This is a genomic window from Erythrobacter sp. WG (assembly GCF_026586795.1).
GTDB lineage: Bacteria > Pseudomonadota > Alphaproteobacteria > Sphingomonadales > Sphingomonadaceae > Erythrobacter.
Genome location: NZ_JAPFGY010000036.1, coordinates 1 through 22,601, shown reverse-complemented (window position 1 = coordinate 22,601; position 22,601 = coordinate 1). Strand labels below are relative to the sequence as shown.

Below are 22,601 nucleotides of genomic sequence, written 5' to 3'. Positions count from 1 at the left end.
GGCCGCGCATGACGCCTCGCCTCGCCGTCCTGGCCGCGCCCTTCGCGCTCGCCGCCTGCATGGGCGGGGGCAAGGGTCCGCAGCCGGGCTTCGTCGCGCCCCCGCCGCCCGGCGCGGCGCTGACCGCCGCGAATGCGGGCGATCCCTATGCGACGCTCCCCGCGCCCGGCGCGGCGCCGGTCGCGGGGGCGATCTTCCAGGCGAGCAACGGCTATGCCGGCCTCGTCACCGGCACTCGTGCGCGCGCGCTCGGCGACATGGTGACGATCCTCCTCGTCGAGGCCACCGTCACCTCCAAGGGCACGACCGGTCAGACCACCCGCAAGGGCGCGCTGGGAATCACCCCGCCCACCGAGGGCCCGTTGAGCTTCCTTGATCCCGAAGCCCTTAAAGCCGCCGCCGAAGGGTCGTTCACAGGGGCGGGCAATGCCGGCCAGCAGAGCCGCCTCAACGGCGCGGTCGCGGTCACCATCGCCGCCATCTACCCCAACGGAACCGCCGAAGTGGTCGGAGAAAAGCAGATGATGTTCAGCCAGGGCGACGAATGGGTGCAATTCGCCGGTCGCATCCGGCTGGTCGACATCGACGGCGACAACCGCCTCGCCTCCTCGCAGGTCGCCAATGCCCGGATCATCTATTCGGGCAAGGGCGCGGTGCAGCAGGCGAGCCGGCCGGGCTGGCTCAGCCGCTTCTTCAACATCGTCTCGCCGTTCTGAGGAGGCGACGCCATGATCCGCAGCCGCATCCTTGCCCCGCTCATCTACATCCTGATCGCCGTCGCGATCGGGCACGTGCCGATCCCCGCCCATGCCGAGCGCATCCGCGATCTCGGCCAGTTCGAGGGGCTGCGCGCCAACCAGCTGACCGGCTATGGCATCGTCGTCGGCCTTCAGGGGACGGGCGACAACAACCTCGAATATGCGACGCAGGCGATGCGCGGGATCTCCGGCCGGCTCGGGCTGCCGATGCCGGCGGGGATCAACCCCGCGCTCCGCAACGCCGCCGCCGTGATCGTCACCGCCGAACTGCCCGCCTTCGCCAAGCCGGGGCAGCGCATCGACATCACCGTCTCGACCCTCGGCCAGGCCGCCAGCCTGCGCGGCGGGGCGCTGGTGCTGACGCCGCTGTATGGCGCGGACGGGCAGATCTACGCCATGGCGCAAGGCAATGTCGCGGTCGGCGGGCTCGGGGTGTCGGGCCGCGACGGCTCGCAGGTCAGCGTCAATGTCGCGACCGTCGGCCGCATCGCCGAGGGCGCCACGGTCGAGCGCGGGGTCCTGACCGGCTTCGATGCCGCGCCGAGCCTGCGCTTCAACCTCCACCGCGCCGATTTCCTGACCGCCGCCCGCGTGCGCGACGCGATCAACGCGCGCTTTCCCGGCACCGCCTCGATCGCCGACGGGGTAAGCATCGCGCTCGCGCTGCCGCAAGGCAACGACCTGCGTTCGGGCATGATGGCCGAAATCGAGATGCTCGCCGTCACGCCCGCGCCGGTCGCCGCGCGGGTGATCGTCAACAGCCGCACCGGCACGGTCGTCATCAACGATGCGGTGCGCCTCGCGCCTGCCGCGGTGAGCCACGGCAAGCTGGTGATCCGCATCGACGAGAACCCGGCAATCGTCCAGCCCGCGCCGTTCAGCCAAGGGCAGACCGCGCAGGAGGAATCCTCGACCATCAGCGTCGAGGAGCGTTCGGACCGGATCGCCTATATGCCGGGCGCTGCATCATTGAACGAGATCGTCGATGCCCTGAACCTGCTCGGGGTGGGCGCCGCCGATCTGGTGGTGATCCTCGAAAGCCTGAAGCAGGCCGGCAGCCTGCAAGCCGAAATGGTGGTTCTGTGACCGGGCCCGTCCCCCCTTCCGGCCCGGTCGCGCCCCGCAGCGCGGTACGCTCCACGCCCTCCCTCTCCTCGGAGCGTACCGCGCTGCAATCGGACCTGCGCAAGGCGGCCGAGGGCTTCGAGGCGATCATGGTGAGAAAGCTGCTCGCCACCGCGCGTGCCACCAGCTTCGCCGAAGAGACGCCGCTGACCGGCGGGGGCCTTAAGCAGTTCGAGACGATGCGCGACGAGCACGTCGCCGATCTCGTCGCCAAGTCGGGCGCCCTCGGGTTTGCCCGGAGCATCGAGGCACGGCTTGCGCAATACCTTCCGGGGCAAGGAGATAGCTGATGCCTACCGCGATCTTCACCATCGGCCGTTCGGGCCTGACCGCGACCCGCCGCAGCCTCGAGCTGACAGCGCAGAACATCGCCAATGCCGAGAACGTCGATTATTCGCGCCGCACCCTGACTCAGGGCGAGCTGGTGATGACCGGCAATATCGGCAACAACGCGCAGGATTCGCTCGGCGGGGTGCGCCCCGGCACGATCGAGCGCGCGGAGAGCGGGCTGGTGCAGCGCCAGGCCCGCGATGCCACCTCGGCACGGGCAGCGGCGGAGGCAGAGTTCTTCGCCCTGCGCGAAGCCGAAAGCGCGCTTGAAACCTCGGGCGTGTTCACCGGCCTTGTCGAATTCGAAGCCGCGCTGACCCGGCTCCAGAACAATCCGACCGAACCGGCCCTGCGGCTTTCGGCGCTCGAAGCGGGGCGCAAGATGGCGGGCAATTTCCGCATCGCCAACGGCACGCTCGCCAATGCGCGCAACCTCGTGCAGGCTGCAATCAGCGCCGAAACGCTGACCGTCAATGAAATTGCCGCTGAGCTGGCCAAGATCAACGCGGACCTTGTGGGCGCACGGGAAGGCACTGCGGGCCGCGCTGCACTGCTTGATGCGCGCGACAAAGCCTTGCGCGGGCTGGCCGAGGAGTTCGGCATTTCGCCCACGATCAATCCCAACGGCACGGCCGATGTGATGCTGAACGGAACACCCGCGGTCGCGCTGGTGACTGGCGCGACAGCAAGCTCGCTTGCCGCCACCTTTGCGGCTGATGGCACGGTGACCTTTACCGTGGGCGCGACTGCCTTTGTTCCCGCCGGCGGCGGCATGGCGGGCCGGGCAGGTGCGCTGAGCGAAATGGCCGATATTCAGGCCAGCCTTGATGGTCTTGCCGCCTCAGCCATCACGATCGCCAACACCGCGCAGGGCAATGGCGTGGGGTTGGACGGCAACCCCGGACCGGCGTTCTTTGCAGGGACGGGCGCAGGAAGCATCACGATGGTGCTCACCAATTCCGATAGCCTCGCAACCGCTCCGGCCGGTGCCGGCCCGGGCAGCCGCGATGCCGCCAACCTTGCCGCGCTGATCGACGCGCTGGGTGATTCGAGCGGACCGATCACCGGGACGGATTCGCTGCTGCTGGGCCTTTCCAGCCGGGTTTCGGCGCTCGAGACCCGCAAAGATGGGCTCGCTGTGGTCGCGGCCAGCGCAGAGGCTGAACTGCTGCGCGAAACCGGGGTCGATCTTGACACCGAAGCGGCCAACCTTGTCCGCCTGCAACAGGCCTTCGAGGCCAACAGCCGCGTCATCCAGGTCGCCGCCGAGCTGTTCGATACAATCCTCGGCCTGAGGTAGAGGAGCGCCGCGCCATGACTTCGATCACCAATTCCGCCGGTTCCTTCTTCAACCGCTCGCTTGCCCAGATGGCCGATCTGCGCGCCGGGATCGATCGCACCCGCGCGCAGATCGCAACGGGGCGCAGGATCGAGCGCGGCTCGCAAGACCCGGCCGCCGCCGCGCAACTGCGCAGCGTGGCCCGCCGGGAAGCCCTGGCGGTGGTTGAAGGCGACAATGCTGCACGGCTCGGGCAGGATCTGGGCGCTGCCGCCAGCGAGCTTGAGTCGGTGACAGCACTGCTTCAGCGGGCGCGCGAACTGGCGCTGCAAGCCGCAAGCGAGCCGCTCGGCGCCGATGGACGGCGCGCCATCGCCTTCGAGCTGGAACAGCTGCAACAAGAGCTGTTCTCCCGCGCCAACGCGTTTTCGCTGACCGGCGAACCCCTGTTTGCAGGTCAATCGATCAGCACTGCATTCTCACGCGATGCGGCTGGCAATGTCACTTACCAAGGCACGCCCACCAGCGGGGCCGTGCCGGTCGCGCCAGGCACGGCGATCGAGCGCGGCTTGCCGGGCAACGAAGTGTTCGAATTCGACCTTGCCGGCACCCCCACCAGCGCCTTTGCGGTGTTGGGTGCGCTTACCACAGCGCTTCAGGGCGGCGCGCCCGATCCGGCGGCAGCGGCCCGCGCCTCCATCGCCGGGATCGACGACGCGCTTGATACCACCAGTCGCGCCATCACGATCCTGGGCACGCGGATGGCGTGGGTCGAGCAGATCGAAGCCCAGCAGGCCGAGCGCAAGATTGCGCTGGCCGAACGTCGCAGCCGGGTGGGCGATACCGATATCGCCGATGCCATTGCCCGGCTTCAGCAATCGCTGACCGCCCTTGAAGCGAGCCAAGCCGCCTTCGCCCGTGTCAGCTCGCTGACGCTGTTCGACGCTTTGCGCTGACCTGAGGAGACCCGATCCGTGTTTGCTGCCATCGGCATCGTCGTGCTTCTGGTCATGGTGTTCGGCGGCTTCATGCTCGCCGGCGGCGCCATGGGCCCGGTGCTTGCGGCCCTTCCGCTCGAATTCATGATGATCGGGGGCGCCGCCACGGGTGCGGTGCTGATCGGCAACTCGATGCACGAAATCAAGCTGTTGGGCGCAGGGCTTGGCCGCGTGTTCAAGGGGCCGAAATACACCGATCAGGATCATATCGACGCGATCGCCCTCACATCCAAGCTGATGAAGCTGCTGCGTTCGGAAGGGGCCGTGGCACTGGAAAGCCACGTGACCGAGCCTGCATCCTCCACGCTCTTTTCCGAATACCCCAAGCTTCAGGCCGATCCGGTGGTCACCGCGATGATCTGCGATCCGCTGACGCTGATGGTCGTCTCGTCCGGCACGCTCGATACCCATGCGGTCGAAGAGATCATCGACAGCGCGATCAAGACCCAGCTGCACGAAATGGACGAGCCTGCGCACATGATCCAGTCGCTTGCCGATGCCTTGCCAGCGCTGGGGATCGTGGCGGCGGTGCTCGGGATCATCAAGACCATGGGCGCGATCGACAAGCCGCCGGCGATCTTGGGCAAGATGATCGGCTCGGCGCTGGTGGGAACCTTCCTGGGCGTGCTGCTGGCATACGGCTTTGCCGGCCCGCTGGGTTCGCGACTGAAGCAGATCAACACCCACGATCAGCAGATTTTCCACTCGATCAAGCAGGTCATCATCGCTTCGCTGCATGGCTATCCGCAGCCGCTGGTGCTGGAAGCCGCCCGTTCGGGGCTGCCGCCGGCACACCGGCCCAAGCTGACCGACCTGCTCGATATGATGCGGGGTCGCTGAGGTGGCGGACGCTGGCGGAGCCGTTCCGGCACCTATCATCGTCAAGAAGGTGACGATCGTCGAAGGCGGCCACCACGGTGGCGCGTGGAAGGTCGCCTATGCCGACTTCGTGACAGCGATGATGGCGTTCTTTCTGCTGCTGTGGCTGCTGGGCGCGACCGAAGAAAAGCAGCGCAAGGGCATCGCCGATTACTTCGCCCCGACGCTGGTCAAGCTGCGCGAGGAAAGCGCTGGTTCGGACGGATTGCTGGGCGGCTCCTCGCTGACCGATCCGGACAATTATTCCAACAAGCAGGGCCAGACCAGAACCCGCTCGATCACCATTCCGCGCGGCGTCACCGGCGGGCCGAGCGAGGCGGGCGGGCGCGGCGAGATGGAATCGAAGAAGCTCAAGGAGCTGCAGGACAAGATCGAACAGAAGCTCGCCCAGCGCCGCCAGCTGCGCAACCTTGCCCGGCAAGTGCGTGTGATGCGCGCGCCGGAGGGGATCCGCATCGACCTGATGGACAACGCCGATTTCTCGATGTTCGAGCTCGGCACGACGATCCTGACCAAGGAAGCGCGCGGGCTGCTGGAGGTGATGGCCGAGACGCTGAAGGACGAAAGCGCCCCGCTGATCCTGCGCGGCCACACGGATTCGCTGCCGTGGCGCGGCGGGGTGACGGCCAACAACTGGTCGCTCTCCACCGGACGGGCCGAGGCGACGCGGCAGGCGCTGGTGCTGGGCGGCGTGCCGCAGCCGCGCTTTGCCCGGATCGAGGGCGTGGCCGATACCGAGCCCCTGATCGGCGACAACCCCGCCGATCCGCGCAATCGCCGCATCTCGCTGCTGCTGCTGGAAGGCCGGGGCGCCGCCTCTGCCGGGCCGGCCGCCACGGCGCGGCTGGCCTCGGCAGGGGAAGGCGAGGCGGCGGACAAGCGCTAGCCCGTCCGCCGCCCTTGAGGTTTGGCGATCAGAAGCCCTGGGTAACGCTCGCCGTGTGACCCGTACCGGCCTGATTGATCTGCGACTGGTTGAGGTCGGAATTCTGCGTCACCGAAGCGGTGTGACCCGATCCGGTCTGGAGGATCTGGGACAGGTTCTCCTCGCCCAGCTGGTCGACGCTGGCGGTCTGGTCCGAGCCGCCCTGATTGACCAGAGAGGTGTTATCCGCGCCGTTCTGGAGCACGTCGGCATTGAGCAGCACCGCGCCCCCGTTGCCGTTCTGGATCACGGTGCTGGTGTTGCCGCCATTGCCGCCCTGCGTGACATTGGCCGCAAGGGTCCGGCCCTGCTGGTTCACCAGCGCCCTGTTCCCGTCCGAAAGCTGGGTGATGGTGGCTTCGTTGTCTCGCCCGAGGCTATCGCCCTGAATGATCTGTGCGCCGAAGGCGAAGGTGCCCGACCCGCTGTTGTCGTCACCGATCTGGGTGATGGTCGCCCGCTGGTTGAACCCGCGTTGCAGTATATCGGCGGTGTTGGCCCCGCCGTCCTGACGGATGGCGGCGGTATGGTCGGTCGCACTGTTGGCGCCCTGATTGATTGCGGCCGTGTTGAAATCGCCGCCCTTCTGTTCGACGAAGGCGTCCTGCAGCCCGCCCGCCTGACGGATCGTCGCGGTATTGTCGTCGCTCAGCTGGATGACCCCGGCCGAGCCGGTCGTGCCCACGCCATTGCCTGCGCCGCCCTGCACGATATCGGAGGTGTTGTCGCTGCCTTCCTGCAGCACGTTCAGCACGTTCGCGCCAACGCCCTGCTGCGTGGCAAGCGAGATGTTGTCGTCGCCGGTCTGGCGGACGATGGCCTCATTCAGGCCGCTCGACTGGGTCAGGTTGGAGGTGTTGCCTGCGTCACCGTGGCGGTGTTGAGATTGCCCGACTGGAGCAAATCGGAATCGTTGTCCGACCCGTCCTGCGTGACGCTGGCCACATCGAGATCGCCCGATTGCGACACATCCGATTGGTTGCCGGCAGCAGCCTGGACCACGGTGGCGGTCGAGAAGTCGTTGGTTTGCGAGACGGTCGAGATATTGTCGCTGCCGCTCTGCGTGACCTTGGCGTTGTTGTTGTCGTCCGAACTGCCGGTGCCGTTGTCCTGGGTTACCGTCGATTCGTTGTCGCTGCCCGACTGCCTTACCTCCGCCCGGTTTCTGTTGCCGCCCTGGGAGATGGTCGATCCGTTGCTGATGCCCGCCTGATTGAGGTCGGCCACCGCGTTCTGACCGGTCTGGGTGACCGTGGATCCCCCGTCAGACCCGCTCTGGATGACGGTGGCGGCATTGGCAGACCCGCCTTGCGCGACGTTCGAGGTGTTGTCCTGTACCAGCGCAGGCACGGCCGCAATCAGCGCCAGCGCCGACGCGCCGGGCAGCATGTATTTCTTCATGAAAGTCCCCCCCATTTAAGGCCCCGTTTGCGCGCGGCGTTGCGTGATCATCACACCATACCGCTGCACCCGGAAACCCGGAATTTTGGTCCAATTGCCTGTTGCGACCCGTGTTTTTGTGGCGCGCAGACTGACCACGGTTGACATCCCGTAAAGCTGAATCTCGTCCAACCCGCGCGACATGCGGCCCCATCCCGAAGTGGGACAGCCGAACGCGGTCGCCAAGACGCCGCGCCCAGGCGCACGGTGTGCTCCCCGCCCTTGTTCGGGCGGCCGACCTGCACGTCCCCGGCCAGCACCGGATCGGTCGGCGACAGCACCGCGCCCAGCAGCAACGCGCCCGCCATGGGTTTGTGCGTGCGACCGGGCGAGCCAATTGCGCGCCCGACAGCGCAGTGACGAGGGTGGAGCTGGTCACCCGCTTCAGCCACGAATACGACTTCCGCAACAAGCGCCTGCCGGTCTGGCGGGCCGGTTAGAGTGCGCCGGTTATGCCTCAGGATGGACCTTGCCCGCCGCTTGCGCACACGACGCAATGCCACGCGGCATCGTGGCACAGGCGGGTCTGCGCAAGGAGGGCTGCAAGACACAGAACCGCACTCAGGTCACCGGTTGGGTACGCAGCTGCCCTCCCTCCGCTCGTTAACCAATTAACGGTAGCGAAACGCGCAAAGATTGTCGATGTGCTGGAGGACTTCGTTTTGCCAAAGCCGAACAAATCACGGGTCAGGAAGCAAGGCAGCAGCCTTGCAGTCGCGATGATTGTCCGAAACGAGGCCCGCTGCATCACCCGGTGTCTGGAAAGCGTGCGACCGTGGGTCGACACAATGGTGGTGCTCGATACCGGCTCAACTGACGAAACTAAGGAACTTGCCCGGAATGCTGGTGCCCTGGTGCACGAGATGGCCTGGACAGGCAGCTTTTCGGAAGCGCGCAATCGCTCACTGGAGCTGGCCGATGCGGACTGGAACCTCATCGTTGACGCCGACGAGTGGATCCAGTCCGGCGGCGACACGCTGCGCCGCTGGTGCCAGACCCCCAATCGCTTGGGTTCCGTCTGCGTGCACAGTTCGTGCATGATGTCCCGAGGAAGAGACGGAGAAAAGGTGCCGAGCGAAACGCTCAATTGGATTACGAGAGTACTCCCGCGCGGCGCCAGGTTTGAAAGACGAGTTCACGAACAGGTCGCTTCCGACCTGATACGGACCCGAACCGAAGTTCACCTTGGCCATGATGGTTATCTCGATGCTCAGATGGTTAACAAGAAGGGGCGGAATCGCAAATTGCTTCTGCTTGATCTGAAAGACCGGCCCGGGGATCCCTATATTCTTTACCAACTCGGAAAAGAGGCGGAGTCACGTCAAGACTACAGGAAAGCCTGCAGATTCTACCAGCAGTCTCTTGCCACTTCGCATGACCGGGCAAACTGGAAGCACTCTCTCGTCATCCGCTATCTTTTCTGCCTCGGGCAGTGCGGACAATTCGACACCGCATTCGCCTACATTCAGCAAAACATGCAACGCTGGGAACATTCGCCGGACTTTTTCTACATGGTCGGCAATCTTGCACTCGATCAGGCAAAAGCCGATCAAGTCAACGCCTTGAGCGAATGGATACCCCTCGCTGTCACCGCATGGGGAAGATGTCTGGAGATTGGCGATCAGCCTTCGCTCGAAGGCAGCGTCGATGGGGTTGGCAGCTATCTGGCCGAGACCAATCTCGATGCCATCGGTTCGGCCCTCGGTGTCGGCGGAAATTTTCGCGCGATGTCCAGACGTTCTGATCCCATCGGGATCGCGCTGTAGGCGCGGTTGCGGCCCGGTGCTCGAAAAAGGGTGCGTCGGCTTGGTAGCGGGGAACGATCACACCCTCGCCGCAGAACGCCTGCCACAGTGGGGCCAGGGATAATACCTGCCAATCCGACAAGGCCTTGGTTAACCATAGGGTTTAACAATCGGAGCGAAAGGCCCCCCGCCATGAACGTGCGATGGGCCGAGGAACCGGGGCAGTTCACGATCGGAATTGCGAATGCTCAACGTTGCATTAATCGGGTTGGGGTACTGGGGACGGAACCTGCTTCGGGTCCTGTCGGGCAATCCCCGCCTGAAGCTCGCCGCGGTCGTAGACCTGCGGCCGGATCTCAAGGAAAAGCTGGCCTTATCCCACCCGGGCGTGGCGGCTCATGACGATGTCGCGGCGGTCATGACGGATCCGGCAATCGATGCGGTGGTGATCGCCACCCCGGTCGCCTCGCATTACATGCTGGCCCGCGCTGCGCTGGAAGCGGGCAAGCATGTCATGGTCGAAAAGCCAATGTGCGCTTCGGTCGCCGAAGCAACCGACCTGATGGCCCGGGCCCGCCTTTACGGGCTGAACTTGATGGTCGACCACACCTTCTTGTTTCACCCCGCCGTGCGCAAGCTGGGCGAACTGGTGCATTCGGGCGCGCTGGGGCAAATCTCCTACTTCGATTCCCAGCGGGTCAACCTTGGCCTGTTCCAGCCGGATGTGAACGTGATCTGGGATCTGGCGCCGCATGATCTGTCGATCATCAACTTCCTGTTCGGCTGCCAGCCCATCGATGTCGAGGCTTCTGGCTATCGGCACTTCGATCGCGGCTCTGCGGACATTGCCTATCTGACCCTGCACTATCCCGGCAATCTGATCGCCCACCTCAACCTCAGCTGGATGTCACCGGTCAAGGTGCGCCGCATCGCCATCGGCGGCAGCGCGCAGATGGCGGTGTGGGACGATCTCAACCGCGACGAGCCGGTCAAGATCTACGATTCGGGCATCACCTTCCACCCGCAGCAGGACCGTGAGCGCCTTCTGCCAAGCTATCGCATCGGCTCGGTCCATTCGCCCCGCGTGGCCGGTCCCGAGCCGCTGGTCGAGGTGGTCGAACATTTCCGCCGGGTCATCCTGGGCGAGGAGGCCTGCCTGACCGACGGTGCCTTCGGCCTCAGCATCGTGCGCACGCTGGAACAGGCGCAGGCACAGCTTGACGCCAATTTCAGCCGGCTCGGCACGCTCGGCCCGCAGGAGGGGACCGCCGCCATGAGGGCTGTCGACCAATGAACATGATGACCAGCCTTTCGGTCCCTTTCGCGGACCTCTCGTGGCAATGGAACGCGGTGCGCGGCGCCGTGATGCCGGATATCGAGCGGTTGTTCGCCGCCAATGCCTTCTGCCTCGGCAAATGGGTGACGGATTTCGAACGCGACGTTGCAGGCTACCTTGGCGCGAAACACGCCGTCGCCGTCAGCAGCGGCAGCGCGGCGCTGCATCTGGCGGTTCTGGCCGCAGGTATCGGACCGGGCGACAAGGTGCTGGTGCCGAGCAACACCTTCATCGGCACTGTCTGGGGCCTCGTCTATGCCGGGGCGACGCCGGTGTTCTGCGATGTCGAGGACGCCACCGGCACGATCGACATGGCCGATGCCGCGCTGCGCATGGAGCCGGGCGTGCGCGCCATTATCCCCGTCCACCTCTACGGCCAACCCGCCGATCTGACCGCGGTGTTCGACTTCGCCGCCCGCCACGGACTCATCGTGATCGAGGACGCCGCACAGGCCATCGGCGCGCGCTATGATGGGCGCGCCGTGGGCACGCTGGCGCGGCTGGGCTGCTACAGCTTTTATCCGGGCAAGAACCTCGGCGGCGCTGGCGAGGGCGGCCTGGTCGTGACCGACAACGACGCCGATGCCGCCGCGCTGCGTTCGATGCGCAACCACGGACAAAGCGAACGCTATCTGCACGAGCGCATCGGCTTCAACTACCGGATGGACGGGCTGCAAGGCCTGGTGCTGGGCCACAAGCTGCCGCACCTCGATGACTGGACCAACCAGCGCCGCGCGATTGCCGCGCACTACAGTCAAGCGCTGCGCGACCTGCCGCTCAAACTGCCGCAGGTGGTCCATCAGGACCACGTCTATCACCTCTATGTCGTGCGCACCCCGCACAGCGAGAGCCTGCACAAGCATTTGCGCATGTGGGGCATCGAGACCGGCCGCCACTATCCCGTGCCGCTCTACCGCCAGCCGTGCTTTGCGCAACTGCCGTCACCCGCGCATGGCTTCCCTGTCACCGAGGATTTTGCGACCAACGGCATCAGCCTTCCGGTCTTTGCCGGTATGTCCGTCGTCCAGCAGGACCGCGTCATTGAGGCGGTGCGCTCGTTCTTCGAGGCAGGCGGCGCGCATGGCTGACCCGCGCCCCCGCCGCCACGCGCTGTGCGTGCGCCCTACGCTCAATCCCGACGCACCTTTGTTTCTGCGGACCATTTCCGATGAGTGGATCGAGGCTCTCGCGCTTCACTGCCATGTGACCACCATCGAACACGACTTCGATTTCAGCGCGGTCTGCGACCGGGTGCGTCCCGACTTCGTGATCTATGACGCGGTCCACTGGGTCCGGCCGACCCGCATCAAAGTGACCAATGCTCGCGCCCACCCGCATATCCCGCGCGCGTTCTTCTTCAACTGCGATCCGCACGATCCAATGCGTCCGCAGGTCATGGAATTGCTGCACCACTACGGTATCGACACCGTGTTCTGCGGCGTCGAACACCTGCAGCAGATGCCCGAACTGGACCAGCTGGACTGCTTCGTCCTTCCGCTTTTCGTCGATACCGAGGTGTTTCGCGATTACGGCGTCGAACGCAATATTGCGGTCAGCGTCTTTGGCGGCCACCTGTTCCCCAGCTTTTACCACTGGCGCGCGCGCCTTCTCAACGAAATCCAGCACATTATCCCAACGCTCGTCTATCCCCATCCCGGTTATGGCAACGGCGAGCCCAGTCCGTTCGAAGTGCGGGGAGAGCAATATGCGCGGCTGCTCTCGGCCAGCCGCTTCTCGGTGGCGGACACCACCCGCCTCGATTACGTGGTGCGCAAGCATCTGGAAATCCCGGCGACCGGGGCAATCCTGATCGCACCGGATTCCGATGTGCTGAAGGCGCTCGGCTTCGCCGACATGGAGAACTGCATTCTCGGGGAGGGGCAGGCCCTCTATCAAAAGATCGCTGTCGTCGCCGGCGATGCGGCAAGTTGCGAGCGGATCAGCGCGGCCGGCCACGATCTCGTGCATTGCCGCTACACGCGTCGCAACTGGACGCACATGGTCGACTGGTTCGAATGCCGGTCGGCGTGCCCGCCCGGTCACGTGACGCAGCAGGAGGCGGTGTTCGGCCATTTCCGGAACGTCCCGCTCACGCCTGACGTCGTCCCCATCGCCGGACTGAAATTGGCAAACAGCCCGTTGTCGGCCGTGCTGGGCGAAGCCGCTGCCGCAATCCGAGATGGCGGCAACCTCGACGAGGCCAAGGCGCGGCTGCACGAAGTCTGCGGCTGGATCGGGCATATTGAAGAGCCCCGCTTCCTGCTCGGGGTGATCGCCATGCTGGAAGGAAATCTCGACGAAGGGCTAAAGCTGATCGGTCGCCACGCTTTCATGAAGGATGGTGACAAGATTGGGCTTGGCCAGATCGACCCATGCCAACTCGCCTGGTTGCTGCTGATCGGTGCAATCACGGGCGATGCCGAGTTTTGCGCCATGTTGATCGAGCGTGCGCGCCGCACCCCCCACGTCAGTGTCCGGCGCGCCATGTGGCTGCTGAGCGGGGCATCGCACACCGCCGATTTCGGCGCGGAAGGCCTGATGTCAGCGCAGCCGGGGGATTGGCCTTCGGTCCACTGGGGCGGGCAGGACAGCTTTCCGCAATGGCTTGGGCTGCTGGCCCGTCTGTTTGAGGCGAACCGCGCGGCGGGGCTTGCCGATCATATGCGGATGATTGCCGCCGCCTTCACGCCCGACGAGGACGCTGGAGAAGAAACACCGGTTACGGTAGGGGCGGGTCGTGCGGCCTGACAGGCATCCACCGGCTGCGGCGCATTGCATCACGGCCTATGAGGACCGGTATTCCGGTGCCTGGGACGAACTGGTGTCCCGCAGCCAGGGCGGGACGGTCATGCACACCCGGCGTTTCCTGTCCTACCACGGGGATCGCTTTGACGACGAGAGCCTGTGTCTTTGGAGCGAACCCGGCGCGCGGCTTGAGGCTGTGCTGCCGCTGGCGCGGTCGCCGGGCGATGCCGAGGTGGTGGTGTCCCATCCCGGCAGCACTTTCGGTGGCCTCATCGAACCCTCGATCGATCCCGCACGGCGCGCGGGCCTGCTGGCGGCTGCCGCCGGTATCCTGCTCGACCGCGGTTACCGCCGCCTTGCCTACAAGCCGGCGCCCGCCATTTTCGGGGCCCAGTTCGACGAAAGCGACCTGCGCCTGATGACGCACGTCGGCCAGGTGCGCCGCTGCAATCTGTGGAATTTCATCCGTCTCGACCACCACCATGAACTCGCGCCGAAGCGAAGGGCTTCGGTGAAAGCCGCAAGCCGCAAGGGCGTGACGGTCCGGCAGGCGCAAGGCGACGACGAATGGCTGGCCTTTCATGCCCTGCTCACGGCGAACCTCGCCAGCCGTCACGCCGCCGCGCCGGTCCACAGTGCCGAAGAGATGCTCCTTCTGCGCCAGCGCATTGCCGGCGAGAACGAGATGTGGCTGGCCTTCGACCGGCATAGCGAAATCGTCGCGGGCACCTGGTGCTTTGCCTATAACCGCCGCGTCCTGCACACCCAGTACATCGCTTCATCGCCGAAGGGGCGCGAGCTTGGCGGGGTCGACAGCCTGCTTGCGGCAGTGATCGACGATGCGGGGCGACGCGGACTGAATGCGCTGTCGTTCGGCATCAACACCCTTGCCGACGGCTTTCAGATCAACAGCAACCTGCTGAAGCAGAAGCTGCGCTTTGGTGGGGGGGTGGCGGCGTGCTGGCAGTTTGATGTCGATCTGGCCCGCCTCGCTCACGTCGATCCCGGTTTCGCATGACGAATTGCCGAGACTTGCGATGACCCGGACGACCATCATCGGTGGCGGCATTGCTGGCCTGGTCTGTGCCGCGCTGGCGCAGGCGCGCGGCCATGCGGTGAATGTGATCGAAGCCGGCCCGGAGCTGGGCGGGCTTTGGAAGTCGACCGAGGTTGCGCTGGGCGACTACAAGCTGGCGCTTGATGCCGGGCTGCGCCTGCCGGTGGGAACGGGTGAGCCGAGGATTGACGACGCGATCTTCCACCGCCCCGATTTCGCCTTCGCCTGGCACCGGTTCGAAGGCTGGCCGCGCGAGGGAGCGATCACCGCGGGCCGCTTCAACCCGGAAAATTCGTCCCTCGATGCCTGCGGGCTGAACGCTCAGCTTGCCGATGTCGTGGCGGAGATGCGCCAGTTCGGACCCGGCCCGGCCGAGCCCGTAACGGCGCTGGATCATGCCACGGCATGGTACGGCCCCACGCTCGCCAACGGGCTGGTGCGCGATGCGGTGCTGGGACTGTTCGAAACCGAGCTGGATGCGCTGGCGCCCCAGGCGGTCCGCTGGTTCGTTCCGCGCCGGGTCATTCTGGGCGACCATGAAGCGACCGCCCGCCTGCTCGCCGATCCCCGGCTGGAGGGCCGCGTCGCTCATGCGCGCCATCAGGATATCCCGCAAGCCATCAGCCGCCCGTTCCTGCATCCGCAGAGCGGCGGCGTTTCGACCTGGGTGCGGGCGCTTCATGCCAGCCTTGAACGGGCCGGCGTGCGCTTCATCCTGGGCGATGGCGTCGCCGCGATCGAGGCGCGGCCATTGCCGGGCGCGGTGGAACGCGTGGTGCTGCGTTCGGGCGAGGAACTTGCGGTCGAACAGGTGATCAGCACCCTCGCCCCCGGACTGATCCAGCGTGCGCTCGGTGCGCCGACCGCGGCTGCACCTCAATTTCGGCACTTGCGAATTTCCCACATGCTGGTCGACCGGGCACCGGATCATTCGGCCTGCTATGGCCTCAACTTCAGCCGACATCCCTCGTTCTTCCGGGTGATCTTTCATGACAACCTCTCGGATCTCCCGGAAGGCGCCCACGTGCTGACGTTCGAGCATCTGCTCGACGACAACGAAAGACCAGATCTGGCGGCGGCGGCGCTGGAGGAATGTTGCCGCAGCGGCGCAATGCCAGCCGGGACCACGCTGCTCGCCAGCCACAGCGACCTCTATCGCAACGCCATGGCCGTCCCACTGCTGAAGCACGTGGAGGATGCGGCACAGCAATATGCTTCGCTGCTGGCACCGCTGCGCAATTTGCGTTTCGTGGGCAGGGCCGCCAGCGGTGCACCGTTCCTCGACCAGATCATCCGCGAAGCCGACGCCACCCTTTCGGCAATAGAGGAGGAAGCGGGATGTCCCACGCAAGCAGCGTAGCCAACAAGCTGATCGAGGCGGAGGATTATGCCCGCACCTATCTCGTCGACATGGCGTTCGAGGAGCATCTGATTACTGCCCGGCAGGATCATTGCCTCGAATTTCTCGGCGCGTGCCAGCCCAAAAGCGTGCTTGAGGTGGGGTGCGGGCCCGCCTTGCTGATCGACCGCTTCGACCTTGCCGGATCGGCCATCACGCAATGGATGGTGGTTGAACCCTCGTTCTATGCCGACTCCATCGCGGAGCGCATGGCGGGCTGCGACAAGATCGGGCTTTCCCGCGGCTATCTCGAAGAGCGGATCGACGTCCTGCGGGAAGCCTGCCCGGACGGCTACGACGCCGTCATGCTGTCGGGCCTGCTGCACGAAACCGCCAACCCCGCCGTCATGCTCGATGCCGCGTTCACTTTGTTGCGACCGGGCGGCCACGTGTTCGTGAGCGTGCCGAACGCGCATTCCTTCCACCGCCTGCTGGGCGTGGAGATGGGCATGATTGAGGCGCCGACCGAGCTGTCCGAGCGCAATGTCGCTCTTGGCCAGCCGGTGGTGTTCCACCGCCAGTCGCTCGAGGCGCTGGTCGAGGCATCGGGGTTCGCGAACAGCCGGTTCTCGGGATACATGTTCAAGCCGTTCTCGAATGGCCAGATGGGCAGCGTAATTGAGACGATCGGCAGCCACGTGGTCGAAGGCCTCAACCGGCTGGGCAGCAGATTTCCCGAACAGGCTGCCGAGATCGCGGTCGTCGCCCGCAAGCCTGACTGAAGCTGCGTTCCAGAAGAAGCCGTTTCTGCACCGACCGGCAAGGGTAGCGCCATCGCCAGCCTGCTCGCAGGCTCAACTGTTCACGCTCGATGATCTTCCGGCGCGTCGCCGACGAAAAAGCCCAGAGCCATTCGGCTCCGGGCTCGCTTGCTTTCCGCCCCCAGGGGAAAGGGGCGGCACGCGGGACTTCGTGACTTAGCGCAGCAGCGACAGCACGTTCTGCTGCGACTGGTTCGCCTGGGCGAGCATCGCGGTGGAGGCCTGCCCGAGGATCTGCGCCTTGGCGAGTTCGGTGGTTTCGGCCGAATAATCGGTGTCCATGATCCGCGAACGCGCATCGGCGAGGTTGGTCGACACGTTGGTCAGGTTGTTGATCGCCGACTGGAGGCGGCTTTGCCCCGCACCAAGGTTCGCACGGGCGGTGCTGACCGATCCAAGCGCCGTGTCGACGAGGTCGATCGCAGCGTTGGCGCTCGCCTGGGTCGAAATCAGGCCGGTGGCGGTGGCAGCGGTGATCGCGGCGTTGAAGCCAGTCCCCGTCATCGTCAGGGTGACGTTGTTGGCGGCCTCGTCGCCGACCTGCACTTCAACCGTCGTGGCGTCCACCGAGAACAGGTTCACGCCGTTGAAAGTCGTGTTGTCGACGATTTCATTGATCTGCGTGCTGAGAGCGGTCACTTCGGCCTGCAGGTTGGTGCGGTCCGAGGTTTGCAGGGTGCCGGTGGACGATTGCACCGCCAGCTCGCGGATGCGCTGCAGCATGTTGGTCACTTCGTTGAGCGCGCCTTCGCCGGTCTGAGCCAGCGAGATGCCGTCATTGGCGTTGCGAATGGCCTGGCGCATCCCGCGGATCTGCGCGGTGAGCGAGTCTGCGATGGCGAGGCCTGCTGCGTCGTCCTTGGCCGAGTTGATGCGGCTGCCGGTCGACAGGCGCTCCATCGCGGTGCCGAGCATGCGACCGGCCGCAACGCTGGCGTTGGAAGCGCGCAAAGCCGAAATATTGGTACCGATAACGTTCATTGTTCAAACTCCCGAATGGTCAGGCAGGACGAACAGGCCCGTCGCTGCTGGCCACTAGAGCGGCTGCCATCCGGAATGTTTAAGAGGAAAGTTTTTCGTTTTAAAATCAATAATGTGGTTGATTTTCGCCACGGGCGGCCCACCATCCCGATGCGATTGCCTTGGTGTTGGCCGCAGGCAGTCTAGGGGAAGCTACGAGGGCTTAAATTTGCCTCCTGTGCAGCCTGATTGCGGCACAGGATTGCCGACACCACGAGCCAGACAGGGGCAAGCATGATGGAACCGGCGAGCGGCGGCAGCGCCCCCAGCGCGACGACAGCGCCGCAGGCGCGCGCGCACGATATCCTGATCGACATGACCGTGCCGCTGATGGGCGGAAGCTGGCAGCGCGACCGGATCGTACTGGGCGATTGCCTGCCGCCGGCAATGGCGGCCGGCATCGCGCGCAGCGGCAAGGTCGCGGTTACGCTGGCCCACGCTGCGTGCCCCATGCTGGCGCTGGCCGGGAGGGGCCATGTCACGCTCGCCTACGATCCGGACGATCTTGCCCCCGCGCGCGCCGCGCTGATCGCGGCCTCGGCGCAGGGCGGCTGGCCGGTGGCGGGCGATCCGCAGTCGCTGGCGCTGCTGACCCTCGCCGAACGGATCGCCGCGTCCGACATCCCGGTGCTGCTCGAAGGGCCGACCGGCACCGGCAAGGAGGTGCTGGCGCGCTTCGTTCACCGCCTGTCCGCGCGCGCCGAGGGGCCCTTCGTCGCGGTCAACTGCGCGGCGATGCCCGAGGCGATGCTCGAGGCGCTGCTGTTCGGCCACCGCAAGGGCGCCTTCACCGGCGCCGCGGAGGCGGGCGAGGGCCTGTTCCGCGCGGCCGACGGCGGCACCCTGCTGCTCGACGAGATCGGCGAACTGCCGCTTGCGCTGCAATCGAAGATGCTGCGCGCGCTTCAGGAAGGCGAGATCTTGCCGCTCGGCGCGACGAAGCCCGTCAAAGTCGATGTCCGGATCGTCGCCGCCACCAACCGGCACCTTGCCGCCGAGGTCGAAGCAGGGCGGTTCCGCGAGGACCTGCTCTATCGCCTGAATGTCTTTCCTCTCCGCCTTGCCGCGCTGCGCGATAGGCCGGGCGACATCGCCGCGCTCGCCTTCGCGATGTTGCTGCGCCATGCGCCCGATCCGGGCTGTCCCGGCTGGTTCGACGCCCGAGCGCTCGCCCTGCTCGAGAATCACCCCTGGCCCGGCAACGTGCGCGAGCTCGAGAACGTCGTGCGCCGGGCGATCCTCCTCGCCGGCAAGGCACCGGCGATCGGCGCCGGACATATCGTCTTCGATACCGCGGTGCGCGCGGTCGGGGAGGGCGCCGCTTCGCCGCCCGCCCCGGTGAGTGCCCCTGCGCGATCGCTTTCCGACGTCGCCTTCGCTTCCGAGGCGCGGGCGATCCTCGAGACGCTCGCCCGCCACGGCGGCAACCGGGTCGCGACGGCGCGCAGCCTCGGCATTTCCGAGCGCACGCTGCGCTACCGCCTCGCCTCGATGCGCGGCGCGGGGATGCTCGCGGCAGGAGGCGCGGCATGAGCGAGGTGGGTCGCATCGGCTTCGGCGTGGCCGACGTCATGGCGCTGCGCAGCCAGGTCCTCGCCCGCAGCACCGCCCTGCGCGAGGTGCGGGCGGCGAGCGAGACGGGCGGGTCCGTGGCGGCGGGGGCGGCGCAGCCCCCGGGCGCGGGCTTTGCCGACACGCTGCACAAGGCGCTGAAGCAGGTCAGCGCGGTGCAGGCGCATTCCAGCCAGATGCAGGTCGCCTACGAGCGCGGCCAGGTCACCGACGTCGCGCAGGTGATGCTCGCCCGGCAGGAGGCGGGCGTCGCCTTCGAGGCCACCCTCCAGGTGCGCAACAAGCTGCTCAACGCCTACCAAGACATCATGCGGATGGGGGGCTGATAGATGGCCGATGCTGCGCTTCCCGTGCCCGCCGATCCGGCGGGCCTGCCGAGTGTGCCGGCCGGCGGCTGGCGGGGGATGCTCCCGCCGCCGGTGGCCGGGTTCCTCGGCCAGCCCGCGCTCGTCCGCGCCCTGCCTGCGCTGGCCGGCGTGGGCGCGCTGGCGGCTGCGGCCGGCCTGTGGATGGCGATTTCCTCCGGCCCCGACCGCGTGCTCTACAGCAGCCTCACCGATGCCGAGCGCGCCAAGGTGGTCGAGACGCTCGAGGCGGGCGGGATCGATTACGCGATCGACAACGCCACCGGCGCGCTGAAGGTCGCCGAGAACGACGTCTACCGCGCCAAGATGCTGGTCGCCAGCAACGCCGGAATCGCCGCGCCCGAAGGGGCCGAGACGATGCTGGATTCGATCCCGCTCGGCACCTCGCGCACCCTTGAAGGCGAGCGGCTGCGGCTGGCGCGCGAGCGCGAGCTGATGCTGACGATCCGCGAGATCGACGGGATCGAGACCGTGCGCGTCCACCTCGCCACGCCCGATCGTTCGGTGTTCGTGCGCGACAGCAATCCGCCCAGCGCCTCGGTGATGGTGCGCCTCGCCAGCGGACGCAGCCTGTCCCGCGATCAGGTCGCCGCGATCGTCAACCTGGTGGCGGCAAGCGTGCCGGGGATGAATGCCGATGCGGTCCGGGTGGTCGACCAGAACGGCCGGCTGCTGTCCGATCCCAAGAGCGCCGAGGGCAAGGGCCTCGATCTCCAGCGCGAGCACGAGGCCAAGCTGCGCGAACAGCTCGATGCGCTGCTGCTGCCGCTGCTCGGCGAGGGCAATTTCTCCGCGCAGGTGCAGGTCGAGCTCGATCGCAGCGAGGTGACTTCCGCGCGCGAGACCTACGAGAAGGAAGGCGTGGTCCGCACCGAGAGCGCGCGCAATGCGACCCGCACCGGCGCCGCGCCCGCAGGCGGCGTGCCGGGCGTTCCCGCCAACACGCCCCCGCCGCAGGCCGAGCTCGTCGACGGCGCGCCGCAGCCCCCCGCGCCCGCCGCGGGCGGCTCGACCGACACCGAAAGCGCCACCGACCGCAGCTACGAACTGGGCCGCGAGGTCGCGGTCACAACCGCCGGGCCGGGCAATCTCAAGAAGCTCTCGGTGGCGGTCGCGGTCAGCGATGCCGCGCTCAAGAAGGCCGCGCCGCTCAACGCGCAGCAGCTGGAGGCGCTGGTCAGCGCCGCTGTCGGCGCCAACACGCAGCGCGGCGACATGGTCAAGGTCGTGGCTAGCAAGTTCGAACCCGCCGATCTCGAGTCCCCGGCCTTCTACGAACAGCCGTGGTTCGCGATGCTGGTGCGTTACGGCACGGCGCTGATCGCAGTGATCCTGGTGCTGCTGCTCGCCGTGCGCCCGTTGATCGGCAAGGCGCGTGGCGCCGGCAAGGCGGCCGATGCGAAGGCGCAGGCACCGGCGGCTGGCGAGGCTGGCGATAATGACGAGGCAGAGGGCGACGCGCCCGGCGATGCCGGGGCGAGCGGGGTCTCGCTCGGCGATCTTCCCCAGCAGGTCGAGCTTGCCCGCAGGCTCGCCGCCAGCCAGCCCGAACGCGCGGTGGAGGCGCTCCAGCGGATGCTCGAGGCGCCCGAGGCAGACCCGGCATGAGCGCGGCGGCAACCTCATCCCTGCTCAGCCGGGCCGACCGGGCCGCGGTCTTCCTGATGCTGCTCGGCGACGAGGAGGCCACCGGCCTGCTCGCCCGCCTCAGCCCGGCCGAGCTCGAGAAGCTCGGCGCGGCGATGATGGCGCTGGGCGAGATCGAGGCCCCGCACATGGCCGAAGCGCTGGCCGATTTCGCCGGGGAGGCGGCGCGCGAGGCGCTGCCCCGGCGCGGGCGCGACGACCGGGTGCGCACGCTGCTCGACAAGGCGCTGGGCCCGGCGCGGGCGGACAGCATGATGCAGCGCATCGCGCCCGATGCCGCCCCGCGCAGCCTGGAACTCGCCCAGTGGCTCGCGCCCGGTGTGCTGGTGCGCCTGATCCTCGACGAACACCCGCAGGTGATCGCCGCGCTGCTGCTGCTGATCGAGCCCGAACCGGCCGCGCAGGTGCTCGCCATGCTGCCGCTGGAGCTGCAATCGCTGGTGGTCGAGCGCGTCGCCAAGAGCGGCACGATCTCGGCGAAGGCGATCTCCACCATCGACACGCTGCTGACCCAGCGGATCTCCGCGACCTACGGCACCGCCGCGCTGATGCTGGGCGGCCCGCGCGAGGCGGCGAACCTCATCAACCTCGCGGCCGGCGAACTGCGCAACACCGTGCTCCCCGCCATCGCCGAGCGCGACGCGCCGCTTGCCGAGAAGATCGAGGAGCAGCTGTTCACCTTCGAAATGCTGTTCGATCTCGATCCGCAGGCGATGGGCCGCCTGCTGCGCGATGTCGACAGCGAGAAGCTGGTGGACGCGCTCAAGGGCCTCAAGGAGCCCGACCGCGCGCCGTTCTTCGCCGCCATGTCGAGCCGTGCGGCGGACGGCGTGCGCGACGAGATCGAACTGCGCGGCCGCGTGGCGCGGACCGAGGTGCTGGCCGCGCAGAAGGCGATCGTCGAGATCGCCCGGGGGCTTGCGGATGCGGGCGAGATCGTGATCGGAAGCGGCAGTGGCGAATTCGTCTGAGTGGATCGGCGCCTTGGCCGGCGCCGCGATGCCCGCGCCCGCCCCCGCGACCGAGGAGCCCGGCTGGCTGGCGCTGCTCGAGCCGGGCGGGGGCTTCCGTGAGGCGCTGCCGTTCGGCGCGCCGGAGCCGGAGCTTTCGCCGCCTCAAGAACCCGCGCCCGATCCCCAGGCCGAAGCACTCGCCCGCGCCGTCGCACGGGCCCGCGCCGAAGGCGAGGCGGCCGGCCGCGCCGCCGCACAGGCCGAGGC

General features: G+C 66.9%; 23 protein-coding genes. 20 read left to right on the top strand and 3 right to left on the bottom strand.

The window, feature by feature from the left end; translation table 11 throughout:
- Positions 1-8 precede the first annotated feature (8 nt).
- The 7 genes from OPU67_RS14785 to OPU67_RS14755 are packed head-to-tail and all read left to right on the top strand — an operon-like array spanning position 9 to position 6,255.
- Positions 9-716 carry a flagellar basal body L-ring protein FlgH gene (locus OPU67_RS14785; protein WP_267620977.1) on the top strand — a complete coding sequence of 236 codons (708 nt, stop codon included), beginning with the start codon at positions 9-11 and terminating at the stop codon, positions 714-716.
- 12 nt (positions 717-728) lie between these two features.
- Positions 729-1,844: a flagellar basal body P-ring protein FlgI gene (locus OPU67_RS14780; protein WP_267620975.1), complete on the top strand. Its 1,116-nt coding sequence runs from the start codon at positions 729-731 to the stop codon at positions 1,842-1,844.
- Entirely contained in the window at positions 1,841-2,173 is a 333-nt protein-coding gene (locus tag OPU67_RS14775) for a flagellar biosynthesis protein FlgJ (RefSeq protein WP_267620973.1), read from the top strand. Before OPU67_RS14780 ends, OPU67_RS14775 begins: the two co-directional genes overlap by 4 nt.
- Positions 2,173-3,513 (top strand): flagellar hook-associated protein FlgK, encoded by a 1,341-nt coding sequence (gene flgK, locus OPU67_RS14770; protein WP_267620971.1) that lies wholly within the window; start codon positions 2,173-2,175, stop codon positions 3,511-3,513. Before OPU67_RS14775 ends, flgK begins: the two co-directional genes overlap by 1 nt.
- A 14-nt stretch (positions 3,514-3,527) precedes the next feature.
- Positions 3,528-4,448 carry a hypothetical protein gene (locus tag OPU67_RS14765; protein WP_267620969.1) on the top strand — a complete coding sequence of 307 codons (921 nt, stop codon included), beginning with the start codon at positions 3,528-3,530 and terminating at the stop codon, positions 4,446-4,448.
- Positions 4,449-4,466: 18 nt separating this feature from the next.
- Complete coding sequence (motA, locus tag OPU67_RS14760) at positions 4,467-5,330, top strand: flagellar motor stator protein MotA (RefSeq protein WP_267620967.1); 864 nt, start codon at positions 4,467-4,469, stop codon at positions 5,328-5,330.
- A 1-nt stretch (position 5,331) separates the two neighbouring features.
- Positions 5,332-6,255, top strand: a complete 924-nt coding sequence (locus OPU67_RS14755; protein WP_267620965.1) for a flagellar motor protein MotB — start codon at positions 5,332-5,334, stop codon at positions 6,253-6,255.
- A 28-nt stretch (positions 6,256-6,283) separates the two neighbouring features.
- Here OPU67_RS14755 and OPU67_RS14750 read toward each other — a convergent pair whose 3' ends face one another.
- Both OPU67_RS14750 and OPU67_RS14745 read right to left on the bottom strand, forming a co-directional pair.
- Positions 6,284-7,048 carry a hypothetical protein gene (locus OPU67_RS14750; protein WP_267620963.1) on the bottom strand — a complete coding sequence of 255 codons (765 nt, stop codon included), beginning with the start codon at positions 7,046-7,048 and terminating at the stop codon, positions 6,284-6,286.
- An 89-nt stretch (positions 7,049-7,137) separates the two neighbouring features.
- Positions 7,138-7,695, bottom strand: coding sequence for a hypothetical protein (locus OPU67_RS14745; protein ID WP_267620960.1), 558 nt, complete (start codon positions 7,693-7,695; stop codon positions 7,138-7,140).
- Positions 7,696-7,943: 248 nt separating this feature from the next.
- Between OPU67_RS14745 and OPU67_RS14740 the strand changes: the two genes are divergently transcribed.
- The 8 genes from OPU67_RS14740 to OPU67_RS14705 all read left to right on the top strand — a co-directional run bounded on the left by OPU67_RS14740 (position 7,944) and on the right by OPU67_RS14705 (position 16,738).
- Positions 7,944-8,174 carry a hypothetical protein gene (locus OPU67_RS14740; RefSeq protein ID WP_267620958.1) on the top strand — a complete coding sequence of 77 codons (231 nt, stop codon included), beginning with the start codon at positions 7,944-7,946 and terminating at the stop codon, positions 8,172-8,174.
- A gap of 204 nt (positions 8,175-8,378) precedes the next feature.
- A complete protein-coding gene (locus OPU67_RS14735; protein WP_267620956.1) occupies positions 8,379-9,500 on the top strand; it encodes a glycosyltransferase family 2 protein in 1,122 nt (373 codons plus the stop codon).
- Positions 9,501-9,723: 223 nt separating this feature from the next.
- The gene (locus OPU67_RS14730; RefSeq protein ID WP_267620954.1) at positions 9,724-10,773 is read left to right on the top strand and encodes a Gfo/Idh/MocA family protein; all 1,050 of its coding nucleotides are present in this window, start codon (positions 9,724-9,726) and stop codon (positions 10,771-10,773) included.
- Positions 10,770-11,903 (top strand): DegT/DnrJ/EryC1/StrS family aminotransferase, encoded by a 1,134-nt coding sequence (locus OPU67_RS14725; RefSeq protein WP_267620952.1) that lies wholly within the window; start codon positions 10,770-10,772, stop codon positions 11,901-11,903. The genes OPU67_RS14730 and OPU67_RS14725 overlap by 4 nt, the downstream gene beginning before the upstream one ends.
- The gene (locus OPU67_RS14720) at positions 11,896-13,563 is read left to right on the top strand and encodes a hypothetical protein (RefSeq protein ID WP_267620950.1); all 1,668 of its coding nucleotides are present in this window, start codon (positions 11,896-11,898) and stop codon (positions 13,561-13,563) included. Before OPU67_RS14725 ends, OPU67_RS14720 begins: the two co-directional genes overlap by 8 nt.
- A 73-nt stretch (positions 13,564-13,636) precedes the next feature.
- Positions 13,637-14,578, top strand: a complete 942-nt coding sequence (locus OPU67_RS14715) for a GNAT family N-acetyltransferase (protein ID WP_267620948.1) — start codon at positions 13,637-13,639, stop codon at positions 14,576-14,578.
- A complete protein-coding gene (locus tag OPU67_RS14710; protein ID WP_267620946.1) occupies positions 14,532-15,977 on the top strand; it encodes an NAD(P)-binding protein in 1,446 nt (481 codons plus the stop codon). Before OPU67_RS14715 ends, OPU67_RS14710 begins: the two co-directional genes overlap by 47 nt.
- Entirely contained in the window at positions 15,956-16,738 is a 783-nt protein-coding gene (locus tag OPU67_RS14705; RefSeq protein WP_267620944.1) for a class I SAM-dependent methyltransferase, read from the top strand. The genes OPU67_RS14710 and OPU67_RS14705 overlap by 22 nt, the downstream gene beginning before the upstream one ends.
- Positions 16,739-16,933: 195 nt before the next feature.
- Here OPU67_RS14705 and OPU67_RS14700 read toward each other — a convergent pair whose 3' ends face one another.
- On the bottom strand, positions 16,934-17,758 hold the full coding sequence (locus OPU67_RS14700; RefSeq protein WP_267620942.1) for a flagellin: 825 nt from the start codon (positions 17,756-17,758) through the stop codon (positions 16,934-16,936).
- A gap of 273 nt (positions 17,759-18,031) precedes the next feature.
- On the opposite strand from OPU67_RS14700, the gene OPU67_RS14695 reads away from it, so the two are divergent.
- The 5 genes from OPU67_RS14695 to OPU67_RS14675 all read left to right on the top strand — a co-directional run.
- Positions 18,032-19,330: a sigma-54 interaction domain-containing protein gene (locus OPU67_RS14695; RefSeq protein ID WP_267620940.1), complete on the top strand. Its 1,299-nt coding sequence runs from the start codon at positions 18,032-18,034 to the stop codon at positions 19,328-19,330.
- Positions 19,327-19,695, top strand: a complete 369-nt coding sequence (gene fliE / locus OPU67_RS14690; RefSeq protein ID WP_267620938.1) for a flagellar hook-basal body complex protein FliE — start codon at positions 19,327-19,329, stop codon at positions 19,693-19,695. The genes OPU67_RS14695 and fliE overlap by 4 nt, the downstream gene beginning before the upstream one ends.
- A 3-nt stretch (positions 19,696-19,698) precedes the next feature.
- Entirely contained in the window at positions 19,699-21,342 is a 1,644-nt protein-coding gene (fliF, locus tag OPU67_RS14685; protein WP_267620937.1) for a flagellar basal-body MS-ring/collar protein FliF, read from the top strand.
- The gene (fliG, locus tag OPU67_RS14680; RefSeq protein ID WP_267620935.1) at positions 21,339-22,352 is read left to right on the top strand and encodes a flagellar motor switch protein FliG; all 1,014 of its coding nucleotides are present in this window, start codon (positions 21,339-21,341) and stop codon (positions 22,350-22,352) included. The genes fliF and fliG overlap by 4 nt, the downstream gene beginning before the upstream one ends.
- Positions 22,336-22,601, top strand: a 266-nt coding sequence (locus tag OPU67_RS14675; RefSeq protein ID WP_267620933.1) for a hypothetical protein, incomplete at its 3' end; no start/stop codon positions are given. The genes fliG and OPU67_RS14675, both read left to right, overlap by 17 nt.